Genomic DNA, 20,195 nt, shown 5'->3' with positions numbered 1-20,195 from the left:
ATGAAAAAGTATGTATTGTTTTTAATGTTTATTTCCCTCGCGGCTCTACTGACCGCCCAGAGTGTCACCGTGGGCCATGTCTCCGGGAAAGTTGAACTACAGCAGCCCGGAATGGGATGGCAGACAGCCAGTGCGGGGATGACCATCCCTTCCAACTCAAAGATCTCAACCGGTTTTGCCTCAGAAGCCGTTGTCGTCATGGATAATGCCAATATTACGGTTCGTCCATTGACAAGAATGACCCTGGAGGAATTTTCATCCTCAGGGGATACAACCACAACCAAGCTGTTCCTCGGTTCAGGCCGGATCAGAACGGATGTGAAGAAAAGTGAAAGGCGTATCAATGATTTTCAGGTCAGAAGTCCCGTTGCCACGGCGGCTGTAAGAGGGACATCTTTTACCTTTGATGGTCTGCGTATCGAGGTTCAGGAAGGAAATGTTGATTTTTACGGCAAGACCGGAGCCAAGGTAAGCGTTCCCGAAGGGTCATCATCTCATGCTTCCGAGGAAGGGGGGCCTGTTTCTCCGTCTCAGCAGAAAAAGCGGGACTCCGGGGTCTCTCCCAGCACCGCAGCAGGGGAGGATACAAGCAGTCCTGATAGTGATGCCGAAACCTTTGATAGTGCCAGGAGCCCTGCAACTTCCTCAAGTGTTCTGAAAGCCAGTCTCGATATCATTTTCCAGTAGAATCTAATACTATCAGAACCTGTTCAAGCTGCCCTCTCGGGCAGCTTTTTGTTCTGAAGAGCATTTCAGTCTCTATTCCCTCCTGGGTGAATCGGTTATATTATGCTCTTATGTTTTTGAAAGCCGACATGCGGAATGATTCCGATCAAATAGATTCACCATACGACCCATATAATCTGACGACCCACACCCTTGCCAATGGTCTGACCCTCTATCTGTCCTGTCAGACCCATAAACCGAGGATCGAGACCCGGATTGTCATCAAAGCCGGTTCTGCTCAGGACCCTGAGGAATCAACCGGAGCCGCTCATATTCTGGAACACCTGATGTTCAAGGGCTCCGAGGCCATTGGAACCCTCAAGAGAGATGAGGAAAAGCTTGTCCTGGATCAGATCAGCCGTGCCTTTGAAAAAATGAGACTGATTGAGGATGAGGGTGAGCGGAAAGCCCAGTTTCAACTCATTGACGGCTTGAACCAGAAGGCTTCTGTCCTCAGTCTTCCCGGCGAATATGACCGCATCCTTTCCCATCTGGGAGCCCGGGGAGTCAATGCCTATACCAGCGTGAGCGAAACTGTCTATAAATGCGACATTCCTTCGGTCGAGCTGGAACGATGGGTCAATCTTGAAATTGAGCGTTTTTCTCATCCCGTTATCCGCTCTTTTCTAACCGAGATTGAAGCCATTTTTGAGGAATTCAACCAGGATCTGGATGATGATTTTTCCAGATCCCGGGATCTCATGCTTGAAAAACTCTTTCCCGAGCATGAATATGGCAGTCATACCATTCTGGGTAAAAAAGAACACATCAAGGCTCCTTCATTGGAGAAGATCGAAGAATTTCGAAAAACCTGGTACCGACCCGAGCATATGGCTCTCTGTCTGGCAGGGGATTTTGACAGAAAAGAAGCTCTTGATCTGATTGAAAGAATCTGGGGTTCCTGGAATCCCTCTCCCATAAGCAAAGCAGCTCTCCCTCTGAAAACCGCTAAACACCTGAAAAGTTCTGAAAGACACAGCATCAAAGGGGCTGATTCTGAGTTCACCATGACAGGATTCCGCTTCGGTGGAGTTCGGACTGAAGATTATTATCCCCTTTGTATGCTGGACTTGATCCTGAGCAACAGCCAGGCTGGTCTTATAGACCTGAATCTGGTACAGAAGCAAAAGATTCTCGATGGCGGAAGCAGCCTCAGTACGGCAGGAAATTACGGCTGGTTTGTATTGTTTGGAACTCCCGGTCCGGGTCAATCTCTTGGCAGTGTCCACAGGCTGCTTCTCAAACAGCTGGATTTGATCAGAAAAGGTCTATTTGATTTTCGCCTCCTCCAGGGAGTCATCAAGTTTCTGGAGATTGAACAGACCCAGGACCTTGAAACCAATCAGATCGTCAATGCTTTTGTAGACTGCTTCACTGAAGGAATCAGCTGGTCAGAATACCTGGGCCGCCTGGATCGACTTAAAAGCTTTACTGCGGAGGATCTGATCTCTTTTGTCAAAGAGAAATTTAATGATGCCTATGTCCGTGTAGATAAAAAGGAAGGCGAGGATCCTTGCCTGGAGCAGGTGAATAAACCGGAAATCACGGCTTTGAAGATCGATTACAACCGGGAATCTTCCTTCTTTTCAGATCTCAGAACCAGAAATCCAGGATATAGAAGCCCGTCATTTCCTGATTATGATAAAGATCTGAACCACTGTCGTTTCAACGATTCTATCAATATCACCCAATGTCCTAACAGGAAGAATGACCTTTTTGAATTGACCTATATATTCCCCGAGGGAAAGAGTGCTTCTCCCTGGCTCCCCATCGCGGGTGATTTTTTTCCCTACCTGGGGACTGATACTCTGAGTCCGGATGCCCTGCAGAAGGAAGCCTTTCTTCTGGGAATCGACTTGTCCTTTCAGGTGGATCTTGAGCGTTCGGTCTTTTCATTATTCGGGAAGGAAGAGGACCTGGAGAAGGCTCTGGTTTATGTGCAGAACCTGATCCGACGCGGTCAGAGTGATAAAAGGAGTTATCGGAAATATATTCAGGGACTCATCAAGAGGCGGCGGGATGCCAAGTTGAGCAAAAAGGTTCTGCTCTTCGGTGGTCTTTATTCCTGGGGACTTTATGGAGAGCATTCTCCTTTCCGGGATATCATACCCGAAAGAATTCTGAAGTCTCAGGACGTGGATAAAATGACTTTTGAACTCAGACGTTTGTTTGATCTTCCTCACCAGGTATTTTACTACGGAACAAGGTCTCTGGAAGAGATAAATTCCCTATTGAGTAGTCTGCATCCGGGCACCGGACAGTCTCTCTCTCTGAGACCCAAAAAGGAATACCCGGAAAGAGTCGGGGAGGATAAAATATTTTTTACTCACCATGACATGGTACAGGCCGAGATCTTCAGGCTGGCCGCTCAGGAACCTTTCAGTGTCGATAATCTGGCATCCATCTCCCTGTTCAATGAATTTTTCGGTGCCGGCCTGAATTCCATCTTCTTTCAGGAAATTCGGGAAGCCCGAGGCCTGGCCTATACGGCCTTCTCCAGCATTTCTGTTCCTGATTTCCCCGGGAACAGGCATATTCTTTCCAGTTATCTGGGGACACAGGCTGACAAACTTCCCGAGGCCATTACCGAGATGGACAGACTCTTTCAGACAGTCCCGGCCAAAGACAGACTCTTTGAAGAGGCCAGAATGGCGCTGCTCAAGAGTCAGGCCTCGGAAAGGATCTCTGATGCAGATATTTTCTGGAGCTGGTGGGACGCTCGGGAACTGGGGTTGGACAGAGATTTCAGACAGCAAATCTTCAAAGAACTGGAGTCATATCGCTATCCAGTCATGGAAGAGTATTTCAGAACATCTGTCATTCCCGTCAAGAGTAATATTCTAATTTTGGGAAACCGTGAGGAGCTGGATCTTAAGGATCTGGAGAAAAGAGGAGAGCTCTGCGAGGTGAATCCTGAAGAATTATTCAATTTTTGATAAAAAGGATCCTCATATATCTTCATTTTTTTCAATCCTCCTTGCCATAGTGAAAAGTCATGCTAAAATGATCCATATCTTTTTTTAAGGGAGTCATATGTCTAAAAAAATATTAAATGTGTTCTTTATCCTTTGCTTTTTTGCAGCCCCTCTGATGGCCAATACCGGAATTCTCGGGTTGTGGAAAACAGTTGATGATGCCACAAGCGAAGTTAAATCCATTGTTAAAGTCTATGAGTATCAGGGAAAAGTCTTTGGGCGCATCCTTGTCACTTTTGAAGATGGCAAGCTGAAAGATACTTATGTCAGTCCCAGCCACAGGGCTGAAAACGTTAAGGGTGAACCCTTCTACGCCGGCCTGGATTTCATATGGGATATGGAAGAGAAAGGTCGTAAGTGGAAAAAAGGAAAGATCCTGGATCCACAGGAAGGAAAAGTTTATTCATCCGAAATATGGCTCGAAGGTGGGAACCTCATTGTCCGGGGCAAAATCGGTCCTTTCGGCCGGAATCAGACCTGGCTTCCCGCGACTGCCCGGGATCTGCCTGCAGGCACTTCGGATCCAACGAATTTAGTCCCCTCAATCCCTCAATAGGAAACAGCCCCCACGGGGGCTGTTTCAGATTTTATTCAGCAGGAAAGAGGATGACTTCCAGGTTGTCCTCATCAGACAAATACCTGGTGATCCTGTTCTGAAATAAATACCTGGTGTAATACCCTTCCAGCTCATTCACAGCCATAATATCATCATCCTTCAAACCCAGGAAATAATTCCTTTCCATCCGGGATTGCCAGAAGTTGTTTTTTCTGAGTTCATCTTCTAAGAGGATAGTTCTGGCCTTGATTACATCCTGTATAAATCGTTCTTCAATCTCACCGGCCTTGATTCTGTTCAGAGTTTCCTTCACCAGGCGGATGAGCTCCTCAGTCCTCTCGGGATCGCAGGAGAAGGAAATCATAAAATAATAATCCTCATAAGGAACCTTGGCCGGGGTGACAGACACTGAGGGACTGTAGGTTCCGGCCGCATTTTCTCTGATTTCCTCGGTTATCATCATCTGAAGTGAATCAGAGACGGCCTGTATCAGTTGAGTCTCCAGATTGCTCCATTCCCATTCTCCCGGATAGATCATGGTGACATAGCTGACAGGGTCCTGGCCGATGGACAGGCTCTCCCGGATTTGACCACGGGGATAACGCAGGTTTCTATCCTGCCAGGATTCGGCGGCACCCCTGTTGGGGAGGGACGCCAGGTAGGTTTCTATCAGAGGAATCAGCTGCTCTTCATCAAAGCTGCCTGTGATGAAAAATGTAAAATTATCGGCCTGGGCAAAACGGGCTTTATAGAAATCAAAGGCCAGGTCCGGGTTTATTTGAGAGAGCATTTCTTCTCTGAGAGGCTGGCTGCGGGGATGGTCCTGGTATAAAAGTGAGATGAGGAGGTCCGAATATTGTGTCATGGGGTTGGAATCCCTGTTTTTCAAACTATTTCCAAGGCGTGTTTTGTAGGAGTTCCATATGGGCTTATCCAGCCGGGGAGAGCTGAAGTAGAGGTAATTCAGCTGAAACAGGGTTTCCAGGTCTTCCCTGGTGCTGCTGCCTCTAACACCGCTGCTCATTTCACTGATAACAGGCTGCAGGCTGGCCGTAGAGCCTGCCAGGACTCTCTCGAGATTCTGTTTTGAAAAAGGGCCCACTCCGCTCTGAAGGATGACCTGAGAGGCAAAGGAGGCGGTCAGGTAATTTTCATTCTCTGCCAGAGAAATACCCCCGGGGGACATGGCTGAAAAAAGGATCTCGTTTTCCTTGAAATCAGTTTTTTTAAGGACCACCCTGACTCCGTTGCTGAGAATCCATTCCTGGGCCTGGGCCTCTTCCAGTATCCGGCGGCTGGTGATGCTTCCTGCCTCGGGGATGTCTTCCAGTAGTGATGACGAGGGATTCCTGTTCTTGAGAGCTTCTGTTTTCGACTGGCTTACCCTGTAGTTAATCCCTGACAACTTGATCGGGTCCACAGCTTCCAGATCCTTCCGGTCTGGTGTCATGGTGTAGATAACCCTGTTCTCTTCACTCAGCCACTGACGCGCTATCTCACTGATATCTTCAAGGCTGATCGTTTCGATATAATCGTTGAAAGCGGACCATATATAGTCCATTCCCGGGGCGGGTGATCTGTCCAGAAAAAAGCTGACATAACTTTCTGCCAGATCTGCTGACTCCTGGTTGTTACGGTTGTTGTAGGCCGTGAACATCCTGGAATAGAGTTCTTTTCGGGCTCTGTTCAGTTCGGATTCTGTAAATCCGTGGTCTTTAATTCTTTTTTCCTCGGTAAGGATGGTCCTGAACCCGTTATACAAATCTTCTTCGGCCGTTACGACGGTCATGGTATGAAAGGTTTTTTGCCTTGTAAGAGTGCTGAAGTCTACATAACCATAGGTAAAAGGAGGTTCCGGACTGTTCTGAATGTCTTCCAGTCTGTTGTTGAACATGGTCAGATAAAGATCCTCCATCAGTTCATCCCTGATGTCCTTTCTGTCTCGGACTTCTTTCTTTGCAAACTTATTAAAAATGATGGCAGCTGTCCAGGTTGCTTCAGGGTCACTCTGATTGGTAAAGACTGTTTCTCTGTGTTCCGGAACGGGAGCTTCCACTCTTTCTCTGGGAAGCCGGGGATTCTGGTACTTTCCAAAGCGTGAAATAATCTCTTTTTCCAGTGTCTCCGGATCAAAGTCGCCGACAGCTATGACGGCCATCAAATCAGGTCGGTACCAGTCCTTGTAGAAGCGGCGAATGGCTTCGGCAGTGCATGTCTTTATTGATTCTTCAGTTCCAATGGGCAGGCGCTCACCGTAGAGTGATTTATACATGATTTCCGGATAGGCCGCATCCATCATTCGGCGGGATGCTCCAAGACCCCGGCGCCATTCTTCCAGGATAATGCCTCTCTCTTCTTTAATGTCCCGGGTTTTCAAATTCATGTGAAAGGCCCACTGCTCAAGGATGTCCAGACCGGTCTGGAGGTTCTCCGGCTGGTCCAGGGGGATCATCAATTTATAGACGGTTTCATCAAAGGAAGTATGGGCGTTTATATCCGGTCCGAACTGCATACCTATACTCTGAAGAAAATGAACCAGATCGTTCTTCTCATAGGCTGTGGTTCCGTTAAAGGCCATATGCTCCAGAAAATGAGCCATTCCCAATTGGTCTGAATCTTCCAGCAGGGACCCGGCATTGATGACCAGTCGGAGGACCGCTCTGTTTTCAGGTGTACCATTTTTCTGAATATAGTATTTCAATCCATTGTCCAGGGTTCCATGTACTACCCTGGGGTTGAGGGGGATAGGATCAGCCTGGCCTTCCGGCCATAGGAGTGGATTTAAAATAAAAAGTAAAAGCATTACTGGAATAATCTTTTTAAAAAAATTCATAGAGCCATCCTGTTTAAATCTGCATATAAAAGGGGTGATTTTTTGAATAATTAAGGTTATACTAAATCCGTCCCTTTGATCCTATTGTAACTGATTTTATGTAAAAAAAAAGACAATGTGTAGTATAAAACCAAACACGGAAGGTATTCATTAATGACAATAAAAACAAAACTTCTCTTTTTAGTTACATCTTTTCTGATCTTATTTTGCCTTATCATCGGGCTTTACTTTATGATAATGGCGCCTATTGCAAAAATCGAATCAGAAAAGAATATTCTGGATTCCTTGAGAAACAGTATTCAACTTGAACGGATTCAATTGAACAAGCTTCTTGGCCAGTCTCCCTATGTGCGGCAGATGGACGATTTTTATGATAGGATCGAGGAAACAAACTCTCTTTTCGAGGAAATCAAGTCTGTTGAATACCTGCGGGCCACGAGTGACAATATAGCTGATGCCCTGGACATCATTGTCCGGCTGAATGAAATGAAGCTGGACCGGCTGACTCAATTCAAAAAATCTGACGAGGCTTTTCGAAAATCCATTGAAGAAGTTTATATTTTTCTCAACTCTTTCTCTTTTGTAAAAATCTACCAGGCTAAGCGTTTTCATGAGAATCAGGATTCCACCATGATGGCACTTTTCAACCTGTCATTGACCAACTATTTATCTCAGCACAGTATTTATGAAAATGTACTTGAAAGTTCGGTCACCGTTATATCGGAGCAATTCGCTTTTGTGGAGGATGAAGTCCAAAATATCAAGAGGAGGAGCCTCACATATTCTTTTCTCGGAATGATTCTTATCCTGGCTCTCGTCTTTATGGGGTCCATCATCTTTACCAACCAGATTGTGAAAAACATCAGGAGTATCGAAGGCAGCATCAACCGGCTTAAGGACGGGGACCTGCGGTCTGTAGGGGAAGTGACTTCTAAGGATGATCTTGCCAGACTCAATTCTAATCTCTCACTATTTCAGAACTCCATGAAAGGGATCATTGATAGGATTAAAAGCGTTTCCGATGAAAATCTGAGTGTCCGGGATAAACTGATCCGACAGGTGGAAGAAACGACTACGACCAGCCGTGGCATTAAAATCAGCACGGATGAAATGAAGCAGGATATTCTACAACTGGATGAAACAACAAAAGTCTCCTACGAAGCCGTAGAATTTATTTCGGGGAAGATTGACACTCTTAACAGGAGCATTCTGGAACAGACTTCCATGATCGAAGAATCATCTGCTTCGGTCAATGAAATGATGGCCTCCATTGCCAATGTGGAGCAGGTGACGATCAAGAAGCTGGGCAGTCTGGAAGGAATGGTTAATTCGATGGATGAAGGGAATAATCAGCTCAAGGATACATCCCAGACCATTCAGAAAATCAACAACAGCATTGATGCTATCCGGAACATGATCTCTGTCATTGAAGATATTTCCTCTCAAACCAATCTGTTGTCCATGAATGCAGCCATAGAAGCGGCGCATGCAGGAGAATACGGGAAGGGATTTGCGGTCGTATCTGATGAAATCAGAAAACTGGCTGAGGCGTCATCCCAGAACTCCCGGGAAATTGGAACATCCTTGAATGAGATTATCCAGAATATCCGGGAAGCCACTGATTCCAGTGAAGTCACCATGACAACTTTTTCCAGAACGGTCAACGAGGTTGAAGACCTGTTCTCTTCCATGAATGAAATAAGCCAGAGCATGGTAGAACTGAAATCAGGAGGAGATCAGATTCTGCAGGCCATGAACTCCCTGCAAACCATGGCCATCGATGTACGACAAGATTCATCCAGTATGACCGATCAGTCCCAGAACATGATTCATGCGGTTGAAAATGTTCAGGCCATTTCAGGCAGTGTTAATTCAGGAATCAATCAGGTCTCCGCCGGGGTTGAGAATATTACCCTAGCCATCGACAAAATACAGAACATGACGGATACAATCGGTTCTGTGGCTGGCAGAATCGGGTCTGAACTGGAGTTTTTCAAGACCGGTGATGTTTGTGATGATATATCACCCGATGATTTTGATGCTTCTGAGAAGAACTCTGATGGAGACAGAACCTTGGATACTGCAGAGCTTCTGGTTGATGTTTCTCAGGATAATACGGGTGAAACAATAGGCTGATTTTGCTTATTGTTCAGTTCTGAAAAACCAAAAAAAGCTGCCCTTTTTCAAGGAGCAGCTTTTTTATAATATGGGTATATTGAAGAGGATTAGTTTAATGCCTTCATTTCCGTCATGAACCCGCGGAGCATGACTCCCACAGTTTCGATGGGATGGTTTCTGATGGCATCATTCACCTGAATCAGATTAAGGTTGTCTACCTGGTTTGAACATCCCATTCCCTTTCCAATAAGATCACTGTCTACGCTCAACATGTAATCTGCGAGCATAGGAGTGGCCGCATTTGCAAAAAGATAACAACCATATTCGGCAGTGTCAGAGATGACCTTATTCATTTCATACAGTTTTTTGCGGCTGATCAGGTTGGCAATCAGTGGTAATTCGTGAAGTGACTCATAGTAAGCAGACTCATCCATGATGCCAGACTCTGTCATTACCTCAAAGGCCAGCTCAACACCGGCTTTTACCATGGTAACCATCAGGATTCCATGATCAAAATATTCCTGCTCGCTTATCTCCATAGAACCGGCTGCAGTCTTTTCAAATTTGGAATTTCCAGTCTCTTCGCGCCATCTCAGAAGATCCTTGTCGCCGGCAGCCCAGTCCGCCATCATGGTAGCAGAAAAATCACCTTCCATGATATCGTCCATGTGTTTTTCAAACAGGGGTCTCAGGATGATTTTTATCTCTTCCGCTTCTTCATAAGCCTTGATCTTGGCGGGGTTGCTGAGTCTGTCCATCATGTTGGTGATTCCACCGTGCTTCAGGGCTTCTGTAATGGTTTCCCAGCCGAACTGAACCAGCTTTGAGGCATAGGAGGGATCGATTCCTTTCTCTACCATTTTATCAAAACAGAGGAGTGATCCGGTCTGAAGCATGCCGCAGAGGATGGTTTGTTCACCCATCAGGTCTGATTTTACTTCTGCCGTGAAGGAGGAATGCAGGACTCCCGCCTTGTGTCCACCAGTGGCCGCTGCATAGGCTTTGGCAAGTTCCAGGCCGTCTCCATTAGGATCGTTCTCAGGGTGTACCGCGATAAGGGTCGGCACTCCGAATCCTCTCTTATACTCTTCCCGTACTTCAGAACCGGGAGATTTGGGGGCGACCATTAAAACTGTCAGGTCTTTTCTGATCGGCATTCCTTCTTCTATGATATTGAATCCGTGGGAGTAGGCCAGGGCTGCATTTTTTTTCATAAGGGGCATAATGGCTTTCACAACGGCGCTGTGCTGCTTGTCGGGTGTCAGGTTTAGTACCAGATCTGCAGTGGGTATCAGGTCTTTGTAGACACCGACGGTGAATCCGTTTTCGCTTGCATTGATATAGGACTGTCTTTTCTCGCTGATGGCTGCTTCTCTTAATGTGTAGGAGACATTCAATCCGCTGTCTCTCATGTTCAGACCCTGGTTGAGTCCCTGGGCCCCGCAGCCGATGATGACAACTTTCTTTCCTTTCAGCTTTTCGACACCGTCAAATTCTGATCGGGAGATCAAGCTGCATGTTCCCAGTTGGTCCAGTTTTTTTCTCAGGGAAAGTGTATTGAAATAATTCATAATCATCCTCATTTTGACCCGAAAGGGTTCTAAGCTTTTATGAAAAAATAAACCCACTTCAAAGGGATGTCAATCAAGAGGGAGGGATTTAGTAATGGTAAATTCGGAAGAGATGATTGTTTATTCTGCAATGGTCAAAGTTCTTGTAGCAAATTACTCAACACAAAGGACCATCAATCTCCGCCGCCCATGCCGACACCGGCACTGAACTGATAGCGTCCGGTTTCCAGGTTCCAGGCTATGTTCATTTGTATCGCAGGAATAGCCAGGTTATCAATAAAAATTTCTAAACCTGTTCCGGGGCCATGGAACAGGGTTCTTTCAACAATATCAGATTTATAATAACCCACTTCATAAAAGCCTTTTATAGAAAGTGTTCCTCCCGGGAAAAACCAGAGGGGAACATTATAAGCCGCGGATGAAGCCGAATATTCATCTGCCGCGATCCTTCTCACGGGCAATACCAGGGAGCCGGGTTCTCCTCCCAGACGAAACTGCTGCTGTACAGGATTGTCCCGGGACCATCCTGATACTGCACCAATCACTAATAAATGGTTCGCGATGGGATTCAGGGACCAGTTCACCTTTCCCTTCAGAGCAGTGTAGTTCTCAGTATCCTCAAAGCCCCAATTCCAATTGAATTCAGCCTTCGCAAGCAAACCAAAATTATAGGGAATCCCATAATAAAGATCCTTCCATATTATTTCATTGAATAGGCCAGCGCTTTGCATGTCGGGGATTCCTGTTTGAACAGCACTCTCCGGGCGGAGAACCGAGCGATCATACCTTCCTCCTCCTTTCAGGGAAAACTCCTCACTGAAGGGATATTCCAGAGACATACCGAAGCCTGTTTCATCCACCTGGTAATTCCTGATGGTCTCTTCCTGAACATTCTCATCTGTGATCTCATTTAATCCCAGGGTTATGGACGAGCCGAATTTAAGATCTGTTCCCAGGAAAATATTATCACTAAAAAAACTGAGGAGTGACCAGCCTTCTGAACCAATGAACAATCCGACTCCCAGAGTTTTGTAATAACCGAGAAGATTGCTCTCAATGCCCAGAACACCCGCTTTCCATGCCCCGTTCTGTGAAAATGAAAAAATGGGGATGGGGATCAGAGTCCAACGATCTTTCAAGAAGACCTCTATAAACGCTTCATTCTCCTGGATTATAACTTCGGTTGTAATTTCCGGATTAAATATGCCGGCTTCACGGAGTTCCTGGATGATGATTCCTTCTGTTTCATTTGAAAAAGGTGAGCCGATTTCTACTGGACGGACTATCTGAAGAGCGATATGCTCCTTTGTTCTTATGAGTCCATTGAAATTTATTTCTCTGATTGTAATATCAGCAGCACTCAGAGATATTGTCAGCATAATGAATAGAATCTGTAAGATTTTATACTTTTTCAAGTATATATAGTTATTCATATTTTCTAGTATATTCAGATTATTCAGAAAGGCAATAAAAAAAGACCGCTCCTCATGGAGCGGTCTTGCTTTAATTTTTTAGTCTTTATCAGTCTTCAGTGAAGAAGAGTGATCTTTCTGTTTCCAGATCAAAGAAATGAAGCTTATCAATGGTAGGTGTAAAGTTGACGGTATCACCGACTTTCACCGAAATCGTGGGGTCATTCTTTGTTGTGAAGGTATGGGACCCTGTGTTGATATGGAGCTGAGTCTCAGCACCAAGAGGTTCAATAACCACAACCTTGGCTACCATGTTACTGTCTACGGGAGTGGTAGTAAAGTTCAGGTCTTCAGGTCTGATCCCGACAAGAAGCTCTTTGCCTACATAGGCTTTGAGAGTTTCAGCTCTGCTGCCTTCGATTGCAACCTTCATTCCTTCTTCGGTAACAATAATTTTTCCATTTTCTTCAGATATTTTCGCAATGGCAACATTCATGGGAGGAGATCCGATGAATCCGGCAACAAATCTGTTGATAGGTTCATTGTACAGTTTCAAAGGTGTTCCAATTTGCTGGATGATTCCGCCCTTCATAACAACAATCTTGTCTCCCATGGTCATGGCTTCTACCTGGTCATGAGTTACATAAATCATTGTGGCTGAAAGTCTGGAGTGAAGGGCACCAATTTCGGCTCTCATCTGCACTCTTAGTTTTGCATCCAAGTTGGACAGGGGTTCATCGAAGAGGAATACCTTCGGTTTTCGTACAATCGCACGACCTACAGCAACACGCTGTCTCTGTCCACCAGATAGGGCTTTGGGTTTTCTTTCCAGAAGTTCTTCGATGTCCAGAATCTGGGCTGCTTCTTTGACGCGTGCATCGATATCCGCTTTGGGATATTTTCTGATTTTGAGACCGAATGCCATGTTGTCATAGACTGACATATGGGGATAGAGGGCATAGTTCTGAAATACCATTGCGATATCCCTGTCCTTTGGAGCCTCTTCATTCATTCTCTTTCCATCGATTAGAAGTTCACCATCACTGATGTCTTCCAATCCCGCTACCATTCTCAGAGTTGTGGACTTACCACATCCGGAAGGTCCTACCAGTACTACAAATTCCTGGTCTTTAATGTGGATGTTGGCCTTGTCCACTGCTTTTACACCACCATCATATACTTTGGTGATATCTTTCAAGATTACTTCGGCCATAGAATGCCTCCATGGGTTTATTTTATTAACTGCATGTTATAATGGATCGTGTGATATGTCAAATAATTATTAAGATTCCCAGGCATCGGGGTGCAATAAGAGCCATTCCTCATACTCTTTACCCATATCTCTGTCATAGAGAGGATTGCTGATTGACTCCCTGATCATAGGGAGTAAAAGATCTTTCCAGAGGAAAATCCATTGGGGTGGTAGATCCGCCTGCCTGTCAAATTCTCCCGTCCGGGGAATGTAGGGCTCTATCCATGGGTAGGTCTTTGGTAGAATTTTCGTATTGAGAGTCTCGGAGGAGGAAATCCCTCCTAGAAATGCAAAGCTGTCATCCCGGTTTCTGCCGGTCAGCAAAAGATAATCCTCCCAGGTTTTTTCTTCAAGAAGCCAGGTTAGGAATACTTTTGCACCTTCCGGATTTTTGGCAGTAAGGGGTATTCCCACGGAAAGAATTTTCAGGCTCTGAAGTCCTCCGTCAATTATAAGTGGTTGAATTTCCAATTCTCGGCTTATGTTGTCCGGGAGAAGGGCCCATTCTGAAAGGGGGATCACCGTAAAGGCTGTCCTGCCCTCCCGGATGAGACGGTAATCGGGAATATACCTGTATTTTTCACTGAAGCCATGATCCAATTCGATGCTTCCATTTATGTCGTTGATCCAGAGGATCAATTCATCCCCGGTTCTTATAAAATCATTAAAATCGATGTCATCCATCTCTCCTATTAAGGTGTGAATCCGTGTATGGTAATAGGTGGAGAGGAAGCTGTCGGACCATAATGGAGAAAAACCGCTTTGGATAAGGCTTCCTTCTTTAAGAATGTTGAATTCCTTAGATTCAAGGGTGAGATCTTTCCATGTTATGAATTTTTTTCCATTCTGCTTCTCTTTAGACAGTACTACGGGAATATCCAGCGAAAGAGGGATCAATTTCAAAGAAGTTTCTAAAATTCCGGTTTTCAAAATTTCAGGATAGATCGATTTGACAAATATATTTTCTCTCATATCATCGAGACTCTTCATTTTTTCCATGTAACCATGAAGGCCGTTTTCAAAGATGATATCATTCTGTCCAGGATTGATCATTTCCTTATTTCCTGATGGTTTGTAGATAAAGGACGCCTCATAGAGAGACTGGGTTTGGTTGAATAGATTAACGAGTTCGGCAACTTCGCTGGAGTCTGAGTAAATCGTCAAGCTTCTATCTACCTGAGAGCAACCCGAAATGAGCAGAAACAGGAGGGCAGGATATATTTTTTTCAACTTTCGAATCATGTTCATGACTTTAGGCAAGTCCCTTCGGGTTGTCAATATAGAAAGGAGAAGGTAATAATGGTCTGGTGTTATTCAAGCAGTACAGTCAATACCTCAGAGATAAGTATGGAGAAACAGTTTACCGCGTCGGTGTGGACGGAGGATTTTCCTGTCCAAACCGGGGAGTGGATAGGGATTCTCCCGGTTGCGCCTATTGTGACGTCTTTGGTGTACGTTCCGCCTATCTTGGTGAAGAAACACAGGCCCTGGAAGAACAGGTCAGAAAGTCTATTGCTGTCCTGAAAAAGCGGTATAAAGCTGAAACCTATATCCTTTATTTTCAGGCTTACTCCAGCACCTGGGGTTCCGTCTCTGAGTTGAAAAAGATCTATGATCACGGCCTTTCTCTCGGAAATTTTATTGAGTTGGTGGTTTCGACAAGGCCGGACTGCATTGACAAGGAAATTGCCCGGCTTTTAGGGTCTTATGTGAGAAAGGATTTTAATGTCTGGGTCGAATTGGGTTTGCAATCGGCTCAGGAGGATACTCTGATTCGGATTAACAGAGGGCATACCCGGGATCAGTTTGAAAAAGCTTTTAATCTCCTGAGAGAAGCGGGAGTCAAAATAGCGGTTCACCTTATTTTCGGTTTACCCGGTGAAGACCATAGCCTTATCATGGAAAGTGTGGATTATCTGGCTGCTTTAAAACCGGAAGGAATTAAATTCCACAACCTCCATATCCCCAGTGGATCTCCCCTGTACGGCGAGTATGAGGCAGGAGAATTGTCCTTTCCGGATAGCCGGCGGCATGTGCTCTATCTGGTTGATGCCCTGGAACGGATACCCGAAGAAACCATCATTATGAGAATGACCACAGATACTCCACGTCTTCGTCACAGGGTTCCCGGGGTTTTTCTGAATAAATCTTCCACCTATAATCTTGTGTCCGCTGAACTTGAACGAAGGGGAACCCGTCAGGGCAAACTTTATCATCCATTTGGGGTTTGAGCTTTTTGATTTTCTCGGGTAAAATAAAAATGTTGTCTGGAGGATGATTGTGCCCGTATTTGATTATGATATTTTTGATATGCTTGATGAGGTTCGAAAGCACTATAAGAGCAATATGAGTAATACCTTTATCCGATCGGCACTTCTGTCTCTGGATATGCCTTACGATCAGCGGAGTGCTATTGAAAATCTCACAGATAAGCTTGATATGTACAAGAATCAAGGGTATAAATTCGAAGAACTCTATCTTGGTGTTTATTCCATGGCGGTCTTTATCTATAAGGCAAGGCAGGAAGTTATCCCTGGATTGAAAAGAAGCAGTTTTCTAAGGGATGCGTCCTCTTCTGAAAAAATTCTTGCAGAAATGGCTGCAGATAATCTTAAAGCCAATCTGAATATTCTGGCTGACCGTTTGAATGAATTGTACCTCAAGGTTGTCCGTCTGGATATAAAATCCCATAGCTTGAAGAGTCCTGTGTATACGCGGATGGAGGCACTGGACAAGGTGGGTCAGTTACTGACTTCTACGGTTCCCGGTCTTGCCTGAGTCTGTCCAGAACCCAGAGCGCGGCGTCTCTGATCGCCGGGTCATCAGAATCGGTGAATGCTTCAATTAAATCAATTCTTCCCTCCAGGCCGGATGATCCGGCACTGAGGAGGGCATTCCTTATCATATGACTGCTTTTAAACCAGCTCATTCCCAGGGCTGTGCCTCTAAAACTTTCTTTTATCTCTTTTTCTGAATGACTCAGGTAGAATTTCAGGTTTGGTATGGGATCGATAAGGCCTGTTGAAATCCTCGTTCCTTCGGGAACAGATCTGTTCCAGGGACAGACATCCTGACAGATGGTACATCCGTACATTCTTTGTCCCCAAACATTTTTTAGTTTTTCCGGAACAGGACCGTCACTGCTCGTCCAGTGTTGGAGGCAGTCGATTCTGCTCAGCTGGTGATTCTTAAGGGCTCCACCGGGACAAGCCTCCTCACAGAGTCGGCAGCTCCCGCACTGGGGCATTTCACTGTTTCTTTCTGAAAACTCTTCGTCTTGGAGCCCCATTAGATTCAGGGGGATGATCATCCCCGCCAGGAGTCCCCGGCTTCCATATTTCTTATTAATCAGAAGGGTATTTCTTCCAATGAATCCCAGTCCTCCCAGGGCGGCCATCTGTTTTTCAGGGAATCTTGAGTTTGAGAAGAGGCGGATCTCTTTTCTTGTGAGACTGGAAAAGGGGGGACCCGCCGATTTCAGGACGACTTTCATTCGGAGTATCATCTCTTTGTAATGGTTCCTCAGGGCAAAGGGGGCAATCGTCTTTATTTTCTCTTGGGTGGATCTGAAAAAGGGGAAGAAGGCGCTAATAATGCTGCTTTGTGGGGGCATGCCGGCTTCATGCAGCACCTGTTCTTTTAACTCTCCCTGTGGAATCAGAACCTGATCTGTAAATCCCTGGTTTTTTAGTTCCCTTATAAATGATTTATACTTCAGTCTCTGCTCCTCTTTTCAAAATATTTCTCCGTTGACAGCAGGTTTAATTTACCCTAAATTAAGGGGATGGTCAAAATCATGCAACCGGGGTTTTCGGGAAAGATGCTACAATGAGTTTAATAGAAAAGATTCTCAATATTTTTGTCAGTATCGGAGATGCCGATAGGGATAAGAAACGATATCTCAAAGAGATCAAAAAGGATCTTAAGAAGAGAAGCCGGGATTGTAAGGTCAAAGGGAATACGGCAGAACCAGCCCTGGCAAAGTTATTTTATGACATCTATAAGGAAATAGGCCCTGCCCAGATCCTGTTGGAATCCCTCCAGGATTCGGGAGCCATCAGATCCATCATTGTAGAAAACTTTCTTACTGAAAAGCAGTTGGAAGTCCTGGACAGTCTGAGTGAAGACAACATTCGTAAGCGATGTAAAGACAACAAGAATCTGAAGTCATTGAGGGATCAGATCAAGACTGAACTCATCGAGATATACACCTTCTTTGACATGCCTCTGGCTAAGAAGATTAATGACCTTTACAGCTCTCTCATGGTAATGCAGGAGTTTATTCGTTTTGACTATTTCTTTTTACTTAAAAAATTCGATTCTCATCTTCCTGAAAGGGATTATGGATACAACCCCAGATTTGAGAGTATAAATGGCGAATACATCATTGATGACCTTAAAGACTTTGACGCCTTGCTCCCCTTGATTGATGTTGATGCCGAATGGGATACCATTCTGGATTTATTGTCACAGTACAGGAGTATTGATGTTATATCCAGGGACGGCTGGAAAAAGGTCTTACAGATCGTAAAAGAATTCAGAAAGACAAAGATCCTCAAGCTTGTGATTGTGCATCTGGAAGAAAATCCTTCTTATAAGGTTATAAGCGAATTCAATACATTTGAAATTGTGGAAGATTATCTGAGCGGTATTAAAAATTCTGCAGAAAATGCCCTCATGTCCATTGTGGGTGAACGAAAGAAGAGTCAGAGAGATACTCTGCTGATGGCCGTCTTCGGCACGACCTCTGTTGTCAGGCTGAAGTACTATACGGAAAAAAGTAATATGGCTTTTTCCAAGCGCATCGATGTGGGATATTTGTATGTCGAGCCTCTGAACTTCCTGAAAGCTTTTTACCTTGATTATTATAAAGGACCGATCCGGCAGGTTGTGGACAAACTCCTGATAACTGGAAAATGGACGACTAGTCTCGCTTCCCAGCAGTTTTCCGAATCCTACCATCAGCTGATGACCCTGTCGGACGACCTCCTTCAGTTTGACAACAAACTGACGGAAGAAACAGACCTGGGAGGAAAGCTGAAGCGCCTTGCGAAAGCCGCCGATCGAGACCGGAATGCTCTGGATGCCATGAGGAATGTTCTAAAGGGTATCAATTCTGAAGCATTGAGCATCCTCAATGAATCTGTACAGAATCTGTTTGCCATAGGTAAAAACCTGAAGCGCTGCATCGATGACTATAAGGCACCCAAGCATGAGCTTGTTGTAAACTGGAAAGAGATCGAGATGATGAGCGAATTGCCTATTCTGGAAGAAATGGCTGAAATCTATAAGAAGATCTATTATTTCCTACAGCTCATGCAGTATTATCTCAAAGAGGACTGATTCTGCCTGTGAGTATACGAAGAGGCCCTGATTGTCTGAAGTGTGCATATTTTTTTGTGACCTGGGATCCCGCCTTCCCCCGGGGGTGTCGGGTCTTTGGAATTAAGTCCAGACAGATCCCTGCTGTTGAAGTAAAAAAAGCGACAGGGAAGCAATGCCCCAGCTTCAAGGAATCTTCCCGTTTAAAAAAATAAATTAAAGACTATGACTGTGGATACAGTCACAATTTACTGGAGTGAATATGAGTTTGAATTGCGGTATTGTCGGACTTCCCAATGTAGGAAAGTCCACCATATTTTCCGCCCTTACAGCCGCCCCTGCTGACGCGGCGAATTATCCATTTTGTACCATTGATCCCAATATAGGGATTGTCAGTGTTCCCGATGCCAGACTGGATCGGATTGCAGATATGATCCCGGCAGATAAGGTGATTCCCGCAGTGGTGGAATTTGTAGATATTGCCGGACTGGTCAAGGGTGCCTCGAAAGGGGAAGGACTGGGGAATAAATTTCTGGCCAACATCCGTGAAGTCGGCATGATTGTCCATGTGGTCCGCTGTTTTGAGAATGAAGATATCGTTCATGTGGAAAACAGGATTAATCCAACAGATGATATTGAAGTCATCAATATAGAGCTGGCCCTGGCGGATCTAAGCAGCATTGAAAACCGGATTTCAAAGAATGAACGTTTTACCAGAGGCAGTGATAAATCTGCCAGAGAAAAGGCGATGGCCTTGAAACCCTTGCTTGAAAGACTTCAGACTCAATTGGGAGAAGGCCTGCCGGCCCGGGGAATGGACATGTCCGATGATGAGCGGATTCTGGCTCAGGAACTGCAGCTGATCACCATGAAAAAGCAAATTTATCTCTGCAATGTGGATGAAGAGAGTATCGGAAAAGAGTCGGACTTTGTGGTTCAGGTGAGAAAAATAGCCGACCAGGAAAAAACCGATATGGTTGTGATCTGCGGCAAGCTGGAAGCGGATATCGCCGCCCTTGATGATCCTGAAGAACGGGCTGTTTTTCTGGAGGAGGCGGGTCTGGAAGAATCCGGACTGAGCCGTTTAATCAAAACCACTTACAAGGCCTTGGGACTCCGGACCTTTTTTACGGTTGGTGGAGTCGAGAACAAGGCCTGGACTTTCCGGGAAGGGATGAGGGCTCCCCAGACGGCTGGTGTGATTCATACAGATTTTGAAAAGGGATTTATTAAAGCCGATGTTTACAACTGTGAAGATCTGTTTTCGGCAGGCAGTGAGTCGGCGATCAAGGCAGCAGGAAAGATGAGAATGGAAGGTAAAGAGTATCTAGTCAAAGACGGGGATGTGATGTTCTTCAAGTTTAATGTCTGATTAAAATCTTTAATTGTGCGAGGGAACCCGGTCGGGTTCCCTTTTGTCATTTATGTGC

14 protein-coding genes are annotated in these 20,195 nt (G+C 45.2%); 8 read left to right on the top strand and 6 right to left on the bottom strand.

All coding sequences use genetic code 11. From position 1 onward, the window contains the following. The 3 genes from PF479_RS11290 (at position 1) to PF479_RS11280 (ending at position 4,257) form a co-directional block, all read left to right on the top strand. Positions 1-687, top strand: coding sequence for a FecR family protein (locus PF479_RS11290; protein WP_298006427.1), 687 nt, complete (start codon positions 1-3; stop codon positions 685-687). Between the two features lie 110 nt (positions 688-797). Further along, the gene (locus tag PF479_RS11285) at positions 798-3,662 is read left to right on the top strand and encodes a pitrilysin family protein (protein WP_298006424.1); all 2,865 of its coding nucleotides are present in this window, start codon (positions 798-800) and stop codon (positions 3,660-3,662) included. Between the two features lie 97 nt (positions 3,663-3,759). Then, positions 3,760-4,257 carry a DUF2147 domain-containing protein gene (locus tag PF479_RS11280; RefSeq protein WP_298006421.1) on the top strand — a complete coding sequence of 166 codons (498 nt, stop codon included), beginning with the start codon at positions 3,760-3,762 and terminating at the stop codon, positions 4,255-4,257. A 31-nt stretch (positions 4,258-4,288) separates the two neighbouring features. Here PF479_RS11280 and PF479_RS11275 read toward each other — a convergent pair whose 3' ends face one another. Next, positions 4,289-7,090, bottom strand: coding sequence for a pitrilysin family protein (locus tag PF479_RS11275; RefSeq protein WP_298006419.1), 2,802 nt, complete (start codon positions 7,088-7,090; stop codon positions 4,289-4,291). A gap of 231 nt (positions 7,091-7,321) precedes the next feature. Here PF479_RS11275 and PF479_RS11270 point away from each other — a divergent pair, with 231 nt between their 5' ends. Beyond that, the gene (locus tag PF479_RS11270) at positions 7,322-9,226 is read left to right on the top strand and encodes a methyl-accepting chemotaxis protein (RefSeq protein ID WP_298006414.1); all 1,905 of its coding nucleotides are present in this window, start codon (positions 7,322-7,324) and stop codon (positions 9,224-9,226) included. Between the two features lie 89 nt (positions 9,227-9,315). Here the strand turns inward: PF479_RS11270 and ilvC are convergent, their stop codons facing one another. From ilvC to PF479_RS11250, 4 genes are all read right to left on the bottom strand, one after another. After that, positions 9,316-10,779, bottom strand: a complete 1,464-nt coding sequence (gene ilvC, locus PF479_RS11265; RefSeq protein WP_367277229.1) for a ketol-acid reductoisomerase — start codon at positions 10,777-10,779, stop codon at positions 9,316-9,318. A gap of 173 nt (positions 10,780-10,952) precedes the next feature. Then, positions 10,953-12,158 (bottom strand): hypothetical protein, encoded by a 1,206-nt coding sequence (locus PF479_RS11260; RefSeq protein WP_298006411.1) that lies wholly within the window; start codon positions 12,156-12,158, stop codon positions 10,953-10,955. A gap of 142 nt (positions 12,159-12,300) precedes the next feature. Beyond that, entirely contained in the window at positions 12,301-13,404 is a 1,104-nt protein-coding gene (locus PF479_RS11255; RefSeq protein WP_298006408.1) for an ABC transporter ATP-binding protein, read from the bottom strand. A 69-nt stretch (positions 13,405-13,473) separates the two neighbouring features. Continuing rightward, entirely contained in the window at positions 13,474-14,673 is a 1,200-nt protein-coding gene (locus PF479_RS11250; RefSeq protein WP_298006405.1) for a hypothetical protein, read from the bottom strand. A gap of 77 nt (positions 14,674-14,750) precedes the next feature. Here PF479_RS11250 and PF479_RS11245 point away from each other — a divergent pair, with 77 nt between their 5' ends. Then, the gene (locus tag PF479_RS11245; RefSeq protein ID WP_298006402.1) at positions 14,751-15,674 is read left to right on the top strand and encodes a TIGR01212 family radical SAM protein; all 924 of its coding nucleotides are present in this window, start codon (positions 14,751-14,753) and stop codon (positions 15,672-15,674) included. Between the two features lie 49 nt (positions 15,675-15,723). Continuing rightward, positions 15,724-16,221 carry a hypothetical protein gene (locus PF479_RS11240; RefSeq protein ID WP_298006399.1) on the top strand — a complete coding sequence of 166 codons (498 nt, stop codon included), beginning with the start codon at positions 15,724-15,726 and terminating at the stop codon, positions 16,219-16,221. Here the strand turns inward: PF479_RS11240 and PF479_RS11235 are convergent. Beyond that, positions 16,199-17,074: a 4Fe-4S double cluster binding domain-containing protein gene (locus PF479_RS11235; protein ID WP_298006397.1), complete on the bottom strand. Its 876-nt coding sequence runs from the start codon at positions 17,072-17,074 to the stop codon at positions 16,199-16,201. The genes PF479_RS11240 and PF479_RS11235 overlap by 23 nt on opposite strands. 197 nt (positions 17,075-17,271) lie before the next feature. On the opposite strand from PF479_RS11235, the gene PF479_RS11230 reads away from it, so the two are divergent. Further along, positions 17,272-18,786, top strand: a complete 1,515-nt coding sequence (locus PF479_RS11230; RefSeq protein ID WP_298006395.1) for a DUF5312 family protein — start codon at positions 17,272-17,274, stop codon at positions 18,784-18,786. A 241-nt stretch (positions 18,787-19,027) separates the two neighbouring features. Further along, positions 19,028-20,137 (top strand): redox-regulated ATPase YchF, encoded by a 1,110-nt coding sequence (gene ychF, locus PF479_RS11225; protein ID WP_298006392.1) that lies wholly within the window; start codon positions 19,028-19,030, stop codon positions 20,135-20,137. Positions 20,138-20,195 lie beyond the last annotated feature (58 nt).

Origin of the sequence: Oceanispirochaeta sp. (assembly GCF_027859075.1) — a bacterium.
GTDB lineage: Bacteria > Spirochaetota > Spirochaetia > DSM-2461 > DSM-2461 > Oceanispirochaeta.
The sequence above is the reverse complement of the archived record's forward strand: the minus strand, read 5'-3'. Positions and strand labels throughout refer to the sequence as shown.